The following is a 15,152-nucleotide window of genomic DNA, read 5'->3' on the forward strand; positions in this document are numbered from 1 at the left end:
ACCCCACCCCGCGCCAGCCCCCGGTACGCCCGCGCCAGCTCGCGCAGCGTCACGTCGCCGTTGCCCAGCACGATGCCGACGCCGTAGTGCGACGCGCTCTCCGTGAGGCTCTGGAAGCCCGCCTCGCGCAGCACGCGCAAGACCTGCTCCGGCCCCAGCGCGTCCGCCACCCGCACAGCCGGGATGTTGTAGCTGGACGCCAGCGCCGCCCGCAGCCGCACCGGGCCGTGCACACGCCGGTCGTAGTTCTTCGGCACGTACGCGCCGCCCGGCGTGGCCAGGTGCACCTCCACGTCCGCGAGCACGCTCGAGGGCGTGAAGCCCTTGCTCAGCGCCAGCCCGTACGCGAACGGCTTGAGCGCCGACCCCGGCTGACGCAGCGAACGCACACCGTCGTTCTGCCCGCCCTTCTCCTCATCCAGGAAGTCCGAGGACCCCACGTACGCGAGCACCTCGCCCGTCGCGTTGTCCAGGACGATGGCCGCCGCCTCGCCCACGCGCCGGTGCGCGAGTCCCCGCAGCTCCTCCGTAATCGCCTTCTCCACCGCCGCCTGGAGCGCCGGGTCGATGGTCGTCTCGATGCGCGAGGCCCCGTCCAGCCCCAGCTCCGGCAGCCGCTGGAGCAGCGCCGTCGTCAGGTGCGGCACCTCGAACACGCGCTCTGGAGGCACCAGGTCCAGCGGCGTCTCCTCCGCCGCCTTCGCCTCCTCCTTCGTCAGGAAGCCCTCCTCCACCATGCGCGAGAGCACGTCGCGCATCCCCGCCATGGCCATCTCCGGACGCCGGTAGGGGTCCCTCCGCGCGGGCGACCGCGCCATCCCCGCGAGCAGCGCCGCCTGTCCCGCCGACAGCCGCTCCGCGGGCCGCCCGAAGTAGCGCCGCGCCGCCGCCTCCACGCCGAACGTGGAGTTCCCCAGCGGCACGCGGTCCAGGTACTCCAGCAGCACCTGCTCCTTGGAGAGGTGCGCCGTCAGCCGCAGCGCCCACAGCGCTTCGCCCGCCTTGCCCCACCACGAACGCTCGCGGGGCACCAGCCTGCGCGCCAGCTGCTGCGGAATCGTGGACGCGCCGGACACGATGCGCCCGGCCTGCACGTTGTCGCGCGCCGCCCGGGCCACCGCCACCACGTCCACGCCCGGATGCGACGTGAAGCGTTGGTCCTCCGCGGCGATGAAGGCCTGCCGCACCTTCGGGGGAATGCGTCCCCCCGGAAGGCCCACACTGCGTCCGTCCTCGCGGGAGAGCACCTCGCGCAGGGCATGGCCCGTGCGGTCGGTGAGCACCAGCGAGGACAGCGCCTCGCGGGACAACAACGTCCCGGGCAGGGGCCACGCGATGAAGCCCGCGCAGCCCACCACCCCGAGCACCGCGGCCAGGGCCACGGCGCGCATCATCCCGCGAAGCGTGAGGCGCTTCATCACTTCGAAGCGACCTCTTCCGGCATCAGCACCGGGAAGCGTCCACCCTCGGAGCGGCCAAACACCTCCGGCGTGTACATCTCCTCCGCGTGCGCGGGCTTGAGCAGGAAGTCACCCGGCGTCGTGGCCCGGGCAACGAAGCTCGCCACGTGCACGCCGGGGGGCAGCTCGTCCGCGAAGAACACCACGCGGTCATCCCGCATCTCCGTGTGGTTGAACGGCGACCAGAAGCGCGTCGCCCAGACGTTGTTGCCCTCGTCCGTCTCCGACAGGTCCTCCTCGCTCTCGTACTCGTAGCCCTCGCCGGGGCCCTCCTCCTCGCCGGAGCCCACGGGGCCCGGCAGGCTCGCCGTGCTGGCCAGCGACGTGTCCACCGGCTCCAGGCCCGCGGGCAGCGGCACGTCCACCGCCACGAAGTTGCGCTGCATCGGCGTCGCCACGCGCACGCGCACGCGCACCAGCTCACCCGCGCGCGCCGCCTTCGCCTGCCCACCGCCCGAGTACGGCTCGAACCAGCGCTGGACGATGATGCCCCGATCCAACGGATCCACCGGCAGCTGCGCAGGCGCGTAGCGCAAGAGCGCCCCGTAGTAGAGGTTGCCCGTGCCGTTCACGCCGAAGGTGAAGGGCTGCGCCTTGTCCGCCGGGCCCAGCTTCTCCACCGGCACCTGCACCGTCTTCACGCCCAGGTCGCGGCCCTTGAAGTCGGCGGAGGCAATCACCTGCCCGCCCAGCTTCACCACCGCCTCGAAGGACGGCACGGCCGTCTCCTTGCGGCGGACCACCTCCGACAGCGCCATCAGCGTGAAGGCCGCCTCCTGCGTGTTGCGGAAGCGCCCGTCACCCTGGCGCGCGGACGCCAGGTAGCGCCCCATCTTCGACACGTAGGGGTGATCCGGCTGCACGTCCACCAGCGTCTGGAGCACCAGCGCCGTGGTGCGCGTGTCGGAGGACCAGAGCGGCGCGTACGTCTTCGCGTCCGTCTCCTGGAAGTGCACGCCCGCCGCGGTCTCCTGGGCCGTGTTGAGCAGCTCCTGGAGCATCTTCTGGCCCTGCGCGCGGTTGCCCTTCCCCACGAAGATGGCGTCCGTCAGCATCGCCCGCGCGAAGAGCGGCAGCTTCTGCCGCTGCTCGAACAGCTCGTTGTAGTACGACGGCCGCGGCGACCCCATGCGAGCCAGCGTGTAGAGCGCGAAGGCCCGCGTCTCCGGCCCCGGCGCGGTGCAGCCGTACGGGCACTGCGTGCACACGCCCGCCGCCACCTTGTCCGCCAGGTACTTCTTCGCCTTGTCCAGCACGCTCGCGTTCACCGCGTAGCCCACCTCCTTGGCCCGGGCGAGCGCCAGCGTCGCGTACGCGGAGGCATACGGCGACGCGCAGTCGTTGGACGCCCAGAAGCGGAAGCCGCCGTCGTGGTTCTGGAGCGCTTCAATCTTGCGCACCGTCGCCATCACCACGGTGTCCGGATCCAGCGTGCCCTGCGTCTTCAGCGCGTCCTCGCTGAGGAAGCCGCGCACGAACGCCTGCTTCTGTTCGTCCGTTCCGCCGGTCCACGCCACGCCGAACTTGCCGGACAGCTCGCGCAGCGCGACGAACGGCACCAGCCGCGACGACATCTGCTCCAGGCAGCCGTAGGGGTAGTCCACCAGCTGGTTCATGGACTCGTCGAATCCGCCCATCACCGTGGAGGACATCGTCACCGTGAGGCCGCCCATGCCGGGACGCACGCCGCCCGGCGGCTGGAGCCCCTCCACGCGCTCGCTCGTGGTGTCACCGTAGGTGGCCACCGCCTCCATGCCCACGGGCAGCTGCACGGGGATCTTCTGCTCCACCGCGTCGGACTCCCCGCCGCCCGCGACGGCGAACTGCAGCACCGCGGTGCCCGGCTGCTCGGCCACGAAGGTGAAGCGCACCTCGCGCGCCTTGCCATCCAGCGACACCGTCTTCTCCGAGGGGCCCTCCACGCGCACGCCCGTGAGCTTCGCGGTGACCTTGGCCTCCTTGATGGCCGGGTTCGTGGTGTGGATGACCACGCCGGCTTCCGCCTTGTCACCCACGCGCACCAACCGGGGCAGCGCCGGCAGCGCCAGCAGCGGCTTGGCCACCTGCACCTTGCTCTCGCCCACGCCGAAGCGGTCCGCGTCCGTCACGGCGACGGCCATGATGCGGAAGGTGGTCAGGTTGTCCGGCAGCGTGAACTCCACCTTCGCGTTGCCCTGGTCGTCCGTCTCCACCGACTGGAACACCGCCGTCGTCTTGAAGTTGGACCGGATGCCGGAGCCCGTGGTGTCGGAGCCGCCGGAGCCGCCCGGCCGCGAGCCCTTCTCGCCGTACAGCTTGCGCAGCACCAGGTGGATGAGCGGCTCGCCGATGCGCACCGACAGGCCGCGCTCCTGGAACATCGCGTCCAGCGGATCCGGCGTCTTGTAGCCCGTCAACCGCAGCACGCCCTCGTCCACGGCCCACAGCGTGACCTCGGACTTCGCGCCCTGGCCCGCCGCGTCCTTCACCGCCACGTTCACCGTCACCTTGTCGCGCGGGCGCTTCTCGGGCGCGTCCGGCGTCAGCGTCACCGCCAGGCGCTTGGACTTCTTCTCCACCCGCAGCTGCGTGTAGCCCACGCGGACGGCGGGCCGGCCCGGGTCGTCACCGGACTCGATGCCCTTGGCCGCCTCCACGCGGCCGCGCACCAGCACCACGCCCACGTAGACGTTGGGGATGGCGCCCTCGCCCAGCGGGACGTCCAGCGCGGTGGCGCTGCCCTTGAGCTTCACGCGGCGCACGCTGAGCACGCCCTCGCGCTCCACCGTGAGGATGGCCTCCGCCTGCGGGTACGGGCTCTTCACCAAAATCTTCGCGGTGTCGCCCACGTCGTACAGCTGCTTGTCCGCCACCAGGTCGATGCGGTCCGTGTCGTTGCGCTGCCAGGACACCCAGCCGGTGCCGGTGACGTAGAGCGAGTCGCGCGTCGTCGCCTTGCGGCCCTTCGCGTCCGTGGCCACCGCCTCCATCACGTACAGGCCGGGCTCGGCGGGGGTGAACCTGCACTGCTGCGGCGTCGCCGCGCTCTTCACCGAGCACTTCGCGGCCTCCGTCTCCACCGGCTCCGTGACGGTGAACCACTGGCCGCCGTCGCCCTTCTTGCGGATGGACTTCCACTCGCGGCGCTTGATGTTCACGTCCACCGCGACGCCCTCCTGGCGCTTGCCCTCGGGGGACACGGCCACGAGCTCCAGGCCCACCTCCTTGCCGGCCTCCGCGAAGCCGGTGGAGAGCATGCGCAGGCCCGCGTAGACGTCCGCGGGGTGCACGATGACGAGGTTGCGGTTGGCCACGCGCTGGCGGTTGACGTCCTCCACCTCCGCCTCCAGCGTGTACTCCCACGTCTTGCCACCGGGCGCGTCCGCCGTGCCCAGCGCCAGCGCCAGCTGGCCCTGCGCGTCCGTGCGGCCATCACCGGAGCCGAACGACTCCGTGCTGTGCTCCGGCTGCTCGTCGTCCCACCACCAGGTGTTCACCCCGAAGGTGAAGGCCTCGTTGCCCGGGGGCATGAAGAACGAGCTCTGGCGCTGCACGCTCCAGCGCACCTGCGCATCCCCCATGGCGCCACCGAACAGGTAGCGCGCGTCCACGCGGGCGGTGAGCGGCTCGCCGGCGGCGACGTCCTTCTTGGGCACCGCCACGTCCACGCGGAACTGCGGCGCGCGGTACTCCTCCACGCGGAAGGTGCCGCCGTAGCTCAGCGACTCGCCGCCCACCTTCAGCTTCGCGGCCACGTCGTAGTAGCCCAGGGGCAGCTCCTTGCCCAGCTTGAGGTCCGCGCGGAAGGTGCCGTACTTCGTGACGGCGGCCTCCGTCTGGAAGATCTTCTCGCCGCGCGAGCTGGTGACGGTGATCTGCGCCTTCGCGTTCGCGGGCGGCGACTTGAGCACGCCCAGGCGGCGGTAGCGCGCCACGCCCTTGAGCATCACGTCGTCACCGGGGCGGTAGATGCCACGGTCTGCGAACACGAAGCCCAGGCTGTCCGGGACGCGGCCCTCCCACGCGCTCTGCAGCGAGAACGCGCCGGGCGACATGCCGCCTTCCCACGTGGACAGCGTCACGCCGATGTCCGCGTCCTTCACCGCGGACACCATGGCCCAGGGCGTGTTCCACGCGGACTCGTTCTTGGGCTGGAGCAGCTCCGACAGGCCCGGCACCTTCGCCAGGCCGTTGGCGTCCGTCTTGCCCGTCCAGTGCTCCGTGCCACCCTTGTCCCAGAGCGTCAGCTGCGCGTCCGGCACCGGAGCGCCCGTCGCCAGCGACGTCACCCACACGATGCCGGAGGCGGCGCCCAGCTTCGCGTGCACCGCCAGGTCCGTCACCTGCCCGATGACGCGGCGCGGGTACTTCTGGTTGAGCGACGGCGCCGTGAGCCGCGCGAGGAACAGGCCCGTCTTCGCCCCGTTGAACGCCGGACGCAGATCCAACGGCGTGCTGCGCTCCACGTTGCGCGCGGCCTTCGTGTCCACCGTCGTGCGGTAGGGCTCCGAGGCCGGCCACCCGTCACGGCTCTCGATGAGCTGCGCGAGCTGCGCGGGGGACAGCGCCCACACCTCCGCCTGCACCTCCGGGACGTTGGTCGTCGTCAGCGGGATGGAGCCGTCACCGGACGCCTCCACCAGCGCCTCGGTCGCACCGGAGTCGAAGGACGGCTCCACGTCCGACAGCTTCACCTGGCCCTGGAAGGCCGGGCCCGTCTGGCCGAAGAGGTCCTTGTAGCCTTCCGCGACCTTGATCTTGTACGTGGTGCCGGGGCGGTAGCGGCCGGGCAGCGACACGTAGGGGAACTTCACCTCCGCGCCCGACCACGGCAGCTGCGTCTGCGCGCGCTCCCAATCAATCTCCGCCTTCGGCTCCAGCGTGACCTTGCCCTTGAGCGAGGCGACGTCCAGCTCGTTGGACGTGAAGAGGATGAGCGGGCCGTAGGAGCACTTCTCCTCGCCCCACGTGAACACGCACGCGCCCGTGGACTCCACCTTGAGCGGGCCGTAGGTGGCGTAGTCGTAGCTCACCGGCTCGCCCATGGGCAGCGGGCCTTCGGTGCCCGTCAGCTCACCGTCCACCACCAGGGTGAACTGCGTGCCCGCCGGCAGCTTCTGCGCGGGCTTCAGCTCGTACTTCACGCGGCGGTCCTGCGAACGGCGCTCCGGGCCGCTGCCCACCTGCGTCTCCTTCAGGTCCGCGTACGGCGTCGCCTTCACCAGCGTGAGCGGCACGGGAGCGCCGGTCGCGGGAGTCAGGCGCGCGTGCTGCGCCAAATCCTTCACGGCCTGGTTGAAGGTCAGCGTGAAGACCTGCTCCGGCTGCAGCCAGCGGAAGTTCGCGTCCGGCTGCGCGGACTGGAGGGTGGGGCGCGGCGTCTCGAACTGGAAGCGGTACGGCTCCGCCAGCGCGGTGCCGTCCATGGCCTTGAGGCCCGCGGGCACCGTCACCGTGTACTGCGTGCCCATCTTCGCGGGGGAGCTCGGCACGAACTCCACGCTCGCGGAGCCCAGCCAGCGCCACTCACCCTCCAGCGCGGGGGTGATGGTCGCGGGCGCCGCCAGGCCGCGCTCCGCGGCGACGGAGCCCAGGGCGATCATCGGCTTGGTGAAGGTGATGGTCGGCCGGGCGCTGCCGTAGACCTGTCCCTGCGGCCGAGCGGCCGCGATGGACAGCGGGCCCTGCGCCGCGACGTCCTGGGCGTCGATCTTCAGCGCGGGAGGCTCGGGCAGCGGCTCGACGGCGAGGCCGGGGGACTTGGAGGACGAAGCCGGCGCGGTGCCGGTCTCCGAGGGGCCGCCCTTCGCGTCCTTGTCGCCGCGCGAACACGCGGTGGCGACGGCGAGGCAGAGGGCCAGCAGAGAAAGTCTGCGCATGGTGGGGCTCACGAAGTTCCAGGGCGGGCACTCGTGAATGTCCCCCCGGAAAAATGACGCGAGCACCGTACCACGGGGCCCCCCGCCCCGCTCTCACTCCCGCGTCATCCGGGCAGGCGCGGATCCACGCCTTGGATTCCGAGCGATTGAGAGCCCCGCCCGGGGACTGGAACGCGACTGTAACGCGGACGGCCATCCAGCACCGGCGGGCCATCCGCGAGCACCGAAGTGGGCGCGAAGACGCGGGCGATGGACACGACGCAGCCGCCCAGCAGCTTGCGCCAGTGGGACTTGGGACGGCGAGCGGGTGACGCCATGGGGCCTCCAGCGGGATGGGGAGGCACCAAGGTGGAAGGGGCGCGGCGCTCCGGCCATCGCACCGGTGCGCTGGCGCCCATCGTCCAATGGACAGGCCTACTTCTGCTCCTGCCGTGCGCGCTTCTCGTAGAGGGCGGTCATCTTCGCGTCGCAGGCGCCCTCGCAGACGAGGTAGCGCATGCCGTTGACGGGGGCGTCGAGGCGGGCCGCGAGCGTCGCGGAGATCTCGAACTTGACCTCCTTGCGCTGCTTGCCTTTGCCGGACACCAGCGTGCCCTGAACGACGCAGCCCACCCATTCCACCCGGCCATGCACCTCCACGTCCGGGATGAGCGTCGCCAGGCGCAGGTACGTGAGCGTCTCCTCCGCCGAGAGCGTGAAGTCGCCGCAGTGATCCCTGTCGGGGCCCTCCGCCATGCGGGCTTCCAGGTGCTCGATTCGCGCATCGCGTGGCACGCTCCACCGGGGCGGCGCGGCCTGCGCGAGCGTACCCACGAGCCCGATGAGCACCGCCATTACAGCACCGCGCCTGAGCTTCATTCCCTGAGTGTTGCGTCGCATGTCAGTCCCCGAAGCCTCTTCCTTCGTAGTGCGGCACCGTGGCCACGCTTCGCCGCGGAGGAGGCGTCATTCCTTCGCGTTATGCAGGATGCACGCCACAGGCCGGCGAGGCCGCCATCCGAGGCTCGGAGCGGGACTCAGCCGCCGTGGAGCAGCTTCGCTCCAGCGGCGAGTCCCAGCAGGAATGCGATGACGACGAGCAGCATCACCCAGCGCACGGCGACGCCGGTGGCGCGCGGTGCCTGCTGTCCCACGGTGGCACGGGTGGGCGCGGATTCATCCGGCACGAGGATGCGGACCTGGATGGCGGCGGTGCGCAGCACCTCGTCCACGTCGGTGAGGAACTTCTCGTATTCCTCCGGGATCAGCTCCAGGGGCGTGCCGTGCTGGAACTCGTAGCGCCTGGCCACGGCCTCGTGGTTGCGCAGCGCGGCCTGTCCCTTGGCCACGTCCACCCAGCCCACGACGAGCGCCGGCGCGACGCCCTTGCGGTCCACGAGCGAGATGGCCTGACGGGCCTGCTTGCCGCCCGCGGTGCTGGGGCCCTCGGGTTCGTCCACGCGCAGGATGCGGTGCGGGGTGCGGCCGTAGATCTTGTGCTGGAGTTCGGCCTTGAGGCGCTCCGCGAGCAGCGCGGAGTGCGTCGCGAACATGGTGCGCAGCTCGGGCGTGGCTTCCGACTGGCTCGCCGCCTGCGCGGAGGGGAGCGGCGCGAAGATCATCGGCTCCGGGCGGCTGACCTTGCGAGGAGGCTCGGAGGAGCTTCCGTCGAGTTCGGCGCCACGGCCCGCGCGGATGATCTCCGGCAGCTCGAAGGTCTCCTCCTTCGAGCCGCCATTGCCACGTGAGGCGCTACCACCGCGCGAAGGACGGGCGTTCTCCGGCTGGCCCTGCCCCTCATCGAGGGATCCACTACGACCCGGACGGATGATCTCGGGAAGGCCCTGCCCTTCCTCGCGTGAGCCACCACGGCCCGGACGCGCGTTGTCCGCACGCCCCTGCCCTTCATCACGGGAGCCGCCACGACTTGGGCGGATGATCTCCGGAAGGTCCTGCCCTTCTTCGCGGGTCACCGCGCGGCCTGACGGGGCGCCCTGCCCACCTCCACGCGCGGCACGACCCGGACGGGCAATCTCCGGGAGGCCCTGCCCCTCCTCGCGTGCACCGCCGCGCGACGGACGCACGGCGGTCTCCGGCGCGGTGTAGTCCTCGTCGCCATCCTCCACGGGCACGGGGGGCGGAAGCCCATCCACGCGGGTCTCCAGGACCAGGTCCTCGTCGGGGACCGGCGGCGGCGCCATCCGCGTCTCCAGGCCCGTGAACTCGGCGGCTCGCGGGGCCGTGGGGGGCGCGGTCCGCGCCTGGTTGCCCCAGGACTTCCGGCCGGGGCTCCCCTGCGACGACCGGGCTGCCTCCGCGACATCGCGCTGCACGGAGGCCGGCACCTGCGTCTGCTCGGTCTGGACCTGATCCGTCTCGTCCAGGTCATCATCGAGCGGCGCGACCCGGGTCTCGTCGATCCGATCCGGCTCGTCGTTCCTGCGGTGCCCCTTGGCCATGTGCGCGACCTCTTGCGTCAGACCATACCGCTTCGCCCGGCCGCCGGGGATGGGCCGTGCGCGCACTCAATAGCGCGGCCAGTCCGGGCATACGATTTCGATGGAGCCCCCCTGCCACGACGCATAGGCCGCGTCGTCCGCGACCGTGTACGGCTTGCCGTACGTCCGCTCGAAGTGCTCCGCCCAGTGCGGCTGCGAACCATCCAGGTCCGTGAAGCCGTACTCGCGCGCCAGCGTCCATGACGCGACCACACGCCCCGCCCTGCGCCGGACGTCCGGATCCGCCGCCAGCGCCGCCACCGCGCGGCCCACATACGACGGCGTCTCCGACGCGATGAAGTCCGGGACGTTCTTCACCGCGTCGCGCCAGTTCGCCTCCTTCACCCCGAAGCCATCCAGCATCTCCTCCGAGCGCAGGAACCCCGGCGTCACCGCCAGCGCCGTGATGTTCGTGCGGCGCAAATCCCGCGACATCGCGAACGCCAGCCGGATGACCGCCATCTTCGTCACGTCATACGAGACGCCGCCCCGGTACCCGAACGAGTCCCCATCCGTCACTTCGACAATGAGCCCCCGGTCACGCTCCAGCATCAGCGGCACCGCGTACCGGCTGGTGACCAGGTGCGTGCCCACCGCGCGGTCGAACATCAGCCGGGCCTTCGCCGGAGACTGCTTCCAGAACGGCAGCCCCAGCTCGTGCAGCGTCTCCCCGCCCCAGATGTCGTTGACCAGCACGTCCAGCTTCCCGGCCTCCGCGCGGATGCGCTGACACAGCGCCTCCACCTCCTCCTCCACGGAGTGGTCCACCCGCACCGCGATGCCCTTCCCGCCCAGCGCCGTCACCTGCTCCGCCGTCTCTTCAATCGTCTCCGGCCGCGACGGCCCGCTCGCGAGCCCGCCCCGCACGCTGCGCCCGGTGCAGTACACCGTGGCCCCCGCCGCCCCCAGCATCGTCGCGATTCCCCGGCCCGCGCCCCGCGTCGCTCCCGCGACCAGGGCCACCTGTCCTTCGAGTGGCTTCATGTCGGTACCTCCCCTTTCACGCGCCACCCTGCCTGCCCAATCCTGACACCCTCTGTCATGATTCCCGGTCCAGGCTGTGCACCTCGTCCCCAGGCCGGAGGGCCCATGCGCGCGGATCGCCTCGTCCACCTGTTGATGCGCCTCCAGGCCCGCCCCCGCAGTACCGTGGGCGAGCTGGCGCGCGAGCTCCAGGTCTCCAGCCGCACCGTCCACCGGGACCTGGACGCCCTCTCCACCGCGGGCGTCCCCGTCTACGCCACACGCGGAGCGACGGGCGGCGTGGCGCTGATGGAGGGCTGGCGCACGCAGCTCACCGGCCTCACCCGCCCGGAGCTCCAGGCGCTGGCCACGGTGGGCGCCCCCGGAGCGTTGGAGGACCTGGGCCTGTCCGGACCGCTGCGCACGGGCCTGGTGAAGCTGGCCGCGGCCCTCCCCGCCCTCCAGCAGCCCGCGCTGGAGCACGCGCGACAGCGGCTCCACGTGGACGCCTCCGGCTGGTTCACCGGCCGCGAGCCCCTGCCCCACCTGGGCAAGCTGCGCGACGCCGCCTGGCAGGACCGCCGCGTGTCACTGAGCTACCAGGACTTCGACGGCGCGAGAACCCGCCGGACGGTGGACCCCTACGGGCTCGTGATCAAGGCGGACCGCTGGTACCTCGTCGCCGGGACGGACAAGGGCCCGCGCGTCTTCCGGGGCGGGCGCATTGGCGACGTGCGGCTGTCCCCCCAGGGCTTCACCCGCCCGCAGGGCTTCGACCTGCCCGCCTTCTGGAAGGACTGGTGCGCGAGGTTCGCCACCGGGCGCCCCCGCTACGACGTCACCCTCTCCTGCACGCCGGAGGGGGAAGCCGCGCTGCGGAAGCTGCGTCCCCCGGCCGACGGTGAGCGCATCGACAAGGCGCCCGCGGCACGCGGTGGGAAGCGGAAGGTGACGCTGGACTTCGAACGGGAGGCCATCGCGGTCTCCCAGCTGTGCGAAATCGGGGCGGGCGTCGAAGTGCTCGCCCCGGAGCCCCTGCGCCAGCGGCTGGCCGCGCTGGCGGCCTCACTGCTGGCGCTCTACGGCGGGCCCGGCCAGAAGAGGCCGGGCCGCCGCGCCCGCTAGAAGTGCAGCGGGTGACCCAGCGTGGCCTCGGCGCCCTCGTGCATGATCTCGGAGAGCGTCGGGTGCGCGTGGATGGTGTGGGCCAGCTCCTCGGTGGTGATCTCCAGCTTCATCGCGACGCAGGCCTCGGCGAGCAGCTCCGTGGCGTGCGGCCCGATGATGTGGATGCCCAGCACCTCGTCGTACTTCTTGTCGGAGACGATCTTGATGAGGCCCACCGACTCGTTGGAGATGGCGGACTTCGTCACCGCGCCGAAGGGGGCCACGCCCACCTTCACGTCGTAGCCGCGCTCCTTGGCCTTCTTCTCCGTCAGGCCCACGGACGCCACCTCGGGGTAGCAGTACGTGGCGGACGGGGTCAGGTCGTAGTTGATGGGCGCGGGGTTCTTGCCGGCGATGTGCTCCACCACCATCACGCACTCGGCGGAGGCCATGTGCGCCAGCATCGGCGTGGGGATGACGTCGCCAATGGCGTAGACGTTGGGCTCGCTGGTGCGGCACAGCGTGTCGACCTTGATGAAGCCGCGGTCGGTCTGGATGGACGTCTTGTTGAGGCCCACGTCCTCGGTGACGGGCGCGCGGCCCACCGCCGACAGGAGGATCTCGGCCTCCAGCGTCTTGGTCTCCTCGCCCACCTTCATGGTGACGCGCACGCCGTCCGCCGTGTGCTCCACCTTCTGCACCGCGGAGCCGGTGTGCACGTCGATGCCGCGGCGGCGGAAGATCTTGTCCAGCTCCTTGGAGATGTCCGCGTCCTCGATGGGGAGCAGCGCGGGCATGTACTCCACGATGGCCGTCTTGCTGCCCACGTGGTTGAACACGGAGGCGAACTCGCAGCCCACCGCGCCGGCGCCCAGGACGATGATGCTCTTGGGGATGCGGTCGATGGTCAGGATGGAGTCACTGTTCATCACCCGCTTGTGGTCCACCGCCACGTTCGGCAGGGACTTGGGCACGGAGCCCGTGGCGATGATGATGTTCTTCGTCTCCAGGGTCTGCTTGGAGCCGTCCTCCGCCGTGACCTCCACCTTGCCCTTGCCGGCGATGCGGCCGTGGCCCTTCACCACGGTGATCTTGTTCTTCTTCATCAGGAAGTCGATGCCGTTGGCACCCTTCGTGACGACCTTGTCCTTGTGCTTCTGGGCGTTGGCCCAGTTCACGGTGGGGTTCGCCACGTCGATGCCGAAGTCGGACGACTCCTTGATGTGGTGGAAGAGCGACGCCGTCCACAGCAGCGACTTGGTGGGGATGCAGCCGCGGTGCAGACACGTGCCACCCAGGCGCTTGTCCTTTTCGATGATGGCCGTCTTCAGCCCGAGCTGGGCCGCGCGGATGGCGCCCACATAGCCGCCAGGACCCGAGCCGATGATCACCACGTCGAAAGTCTCAGCCACACACGCCTCCGGTCATTTTTGCGGATGGAACTCGCGGGCGCTGATAACCCCCGGTCCCGGTTGGAATCAAGGAGTTTGCTCGTGCGTCGCTTCCCGCTCCACACGCTTCTCTTGATGCTAGTAGCGCTGCTGGCGTTCGCGCGCCTCTATTACGTGTCGCATCAAGCCCCGCCCGCTCCGGCCCCCGGGAAGGCGCCGGGCGGAACACCCGTGAGGATCACCCCGCCCGACCTGGGCCCCGCCGCGTGCCGGGGCCTGGACGCCGTCCTGGGCGACCTCCTCTCCTCCGACGGAGGCACCCCGGGGGACGCCGGCACGGCCTGGAGTGACGCGCGCCGGCAGCTCGGCGACTGCCCCACTCCTCCAGCCGCCGCCTGCGCGAGGGGCCCCGCCCTGGCCGCCCTGTCGCCCGTCACCGCGAAGGACGGCCTGCCCCGCGAGCTGCTCGCCACCCTGTGCGAGCGCTGTGCGCCCGAGGACAATCCCTGCGGCCAGGCCGTGACGCGCGCGCTGCGGGAGGCCGCCGCCCGGAAGAACCCGCCCCTGCAGGAGGCGACCTGGAGCCTGGAGCACGCGGGGTCCGCCCTGGGCTCAGCCTGCCAGGAGCTCGTGCGCCAGGCCGTGGGCCCCGCGGCCGTGACGGGCCCGGCCCTGGAGCCGCAGCTGCTGGCGCTCACGGAGGCCCTGGCGCCCACGTGCGTGAAGACGGGCCAGATGCCCGCCCCCCTCCTGAACGCGGCGGCGGTGCAGCAGGCCCACCAGGCGCCCCTGCTGGCGACGCTGAACACGGCGGGCGCGGTGGAGACCAAGGCCATCGAGCCGGATCAGAAGTCAGGCCCCGGGGACGCGTTCCGAGCGTTCGACCGCGACGAGCTGTCCGGGGTGAAGCTGCCCATGGCGGGCACGGAAACCGTGCTGCGGTTGGAGTACGCGCCGTCGCTGAAGTACGCCGTGTCCTTCCAGGTGCGGGCCACGGGGCCGGGCACACTGCGGGCGCACGTCCGCGCGCCGGACGGCGTGGGCAACGCCGAGGCAGGGGGCAAGGCCTTCTTCGTGGATCCCACCGTCTGCCGCTTCCACGGCACGGGCAGGTGGGAGATCTGCAAGCCCGGGGTCCCCCTGCTCGACGTGGACGCGGTGAGCGTCCTTCCGGAGCGGCCAGGGGTGGAGCTGAAGGAGCTGGAGATCATCGGCGCCCGGTAGGCACGGGCGCCAGGCCGCACGCGGCGTCGGAGGAGGCTCCGACGTCGCCCGCGTGGGGAGGGTCAGGCGATGAGGCCGCGGTCGCGCGCCTGGCGGAAGATGCCGGACGCGTCCTTCTTCAGGGCGGTGGAGACGTCCTTCACGATGGCGTCCGCCGACTTCGCGACCGACAGGTAGTTGTCGAACGTGCGCGTGAGGATGAGCACGCCCGAGATGATGACTCGCTGCAGGTTGTGCTGCAGGTCCGTGCCCTCGTACACGAGCCAGGACTGCTCACAGTAGCGGCGGCCCTCGGCCACCATCTGGTTCAGGTGCGCGCGCTCGGTCGCGTCGGGAACCTTCGCCTTGGGGCTGATGGACGCGATGTACAGCACGTTCTGCCCCAGACGCTGCGTCGCCTCCTCCATCTGCGCCATGATGGCCTGGACGTCGTCCTTCGTCGGCGGGTTGTGCCAGCGCGAGAACAGGACGCGGTCGATGAGTTCGGATTGGTACGTGGCAGACACGAGGCCTCCGGGATGCGAACGCTGATGACGACGGGGCCGCTTCGTCGGGCACGGCCCGTGTCGCAGGGCGGAATCTGTACCAGGATCACAGAAGCGGTTGAAGAGTAGCGGACACACGCATGCACCTTTGGGGCGCCTGTGTGCCAGCCACGCTGTGAGGATGCAG

The 15,152-nt window shown here is 71.1% G+C and carries 10 protein-coding genes; 2 read left to right on the plus strand and 8 right to left on the minus strand.

Annotated features, from left to right (window positions below; genetic code table 11):
• From D7X96_RS14830 to D7X96_RS14850, 6 genes are all read right to left on the minus strand, one after another.
• A partial coding sequence (locus tag D7X96_RS14830; protein WP_199747173.1) for a transglycosylase domain-containing protein occupies positions 1–1,418 on the minus strand: 1,418 nt, incomplete at its 3' end.
• Positions 1,418–7,318: an Ig-like domain-containing alpha-2-macroglobulin family protein gene (locus tag D7X96_RS14835; RefSeq protein WP_121770012.1), complete on the minus strand. Its 5,901-nt coding sequence runs from the start codon at positions 7,316–7,318 to the stop codon at positions 1,418–1,420. The genes D7X96_RS14835 and D7X96_RS14830, both read right to left, overlap by 1 nt.
• 104 nt (positions 7,319–7,422) lie before the next feature.
• Positions 7,423–7,635 carry a hypothetical protein gene (locus D7X96_RS39550; RefSeq protein ID WP_147468310.1) on the minus strand — a complete coding sequence of 71 codons (213 nt, stop codon included), beginning with the start codon at positions 7,633–7,635 and terminating at the stop codon, positions 7,423–7,425.
• A 97-nt stretch (positions 7,636–7,732) separates the two neighbouring features.
• Positions 7,733–8,197, minus strand: a complete 465-nt coding sequence (locus D7X96_RS14840) for a hypothetical protein (RefSeq protein WP_147442979.1) — start codon at positions 8,195–8,197, stop codon at positions 7,733–7,735.
• A 137-nt stretch (positions 8,198–8,334) separates the two neighbouring features.
• A complete protein-coding gene (locus D7X96_RS14845; RefSeq protein ID WP_121770013.1) occupies positions 8,335–9,756 on the minus strand; it encodes a hypothetical protein in 1,422 nt (473 codons plus the stop codon).
• A 66-nt stretch (positions 9,757–9,822) separates the two neighbouring features.
• Complete coding sequence (locus D7X96_RS14850; protein WP_121770014.1) at positions 9,823–10,779, minus strand: SDR family oxidoreductase; 957 nt, start codon at positions 10,777–10,779, stop codon at positions 9,823–9,825.
• Between the two features lie 105 nt (positions 10,780–10,884).
• Between D7X96_RS14850 and D7X96_RS14855 the strand changes: the two genes are divergently transcribed.
• Positions 10,885–11,883 carry a helix-turn-helix transcriptional regulator gene (locus D7X96_RS14855; RefSeq protein ID WP_120549852.1) on the plus strand — a complete coding sequence of 333 codons (999 nt, stop codon included), beginning with the start codon at positions 10,885–10,887 and terminating at the stop codon, positions 11,881–11,883.
• On the opposite strand, the gene lpdA is transcribed toward D7X96_RS14855, so the two are convergent.
• Positions 11,880–13,277 (minus strand): dihydrolipoyl dehydrogenase, encoded by a 1,398-nt coding sequence (lpdA, locus tag D7X96_RS14860; RefSeq protein ID WP_121722554.1) that lies wholly within the window; start codon positions 13,275–13,277, stop codon positions 11,880–11,882. The genes D7X96_RS14855 and lpdA overlap by 4 nt on opposite strands.
• A 210-nt stretch (positions 13,278–13,487) precedes the next feature.
• On the opposite strand from lpdA, the gene D7X96_RS14865 reads away from it, so the two are divergent.
• On the plus strand, positions 13,488–14,480 hold the full coding sequence (locus D7X96_RS14865) for a hypothetical protein (protein WP_244219588.1): 993 nt from the start codon (positions 13,488–13,490) through the stop codon (positions 14,478–14,480).
• A 62-nt stretch (positions 14,481–14,542) separates the two neighbouring features.
• Here D7X96_RS14865 and D7X96_RS14870 read toward each other — a convergent pair whose 3' ends face one another.
• Positions 14,543–14,986, minus strand: a complete 444-nt coding sequence (locus D7X96_RS14870; RefSeq protein WP_120549855.1) for a DofB protein — start codon at positions 14,984–14,986, stop codon at positions 14,543–14,545.
• Positions 14,987–15,152 lie beyond the last annotated feature (166 nt).

It is taken from the genome of Corallococcus interemptor (assembly GCF_003668875.1).
In the GTDB taxonomy this organism is placed as follows: Bacteria; Myxococcota; Myxococcia; order Myxococcales; family Myxococcaceae; genus Corallococcus; species Corallococcus interemptor.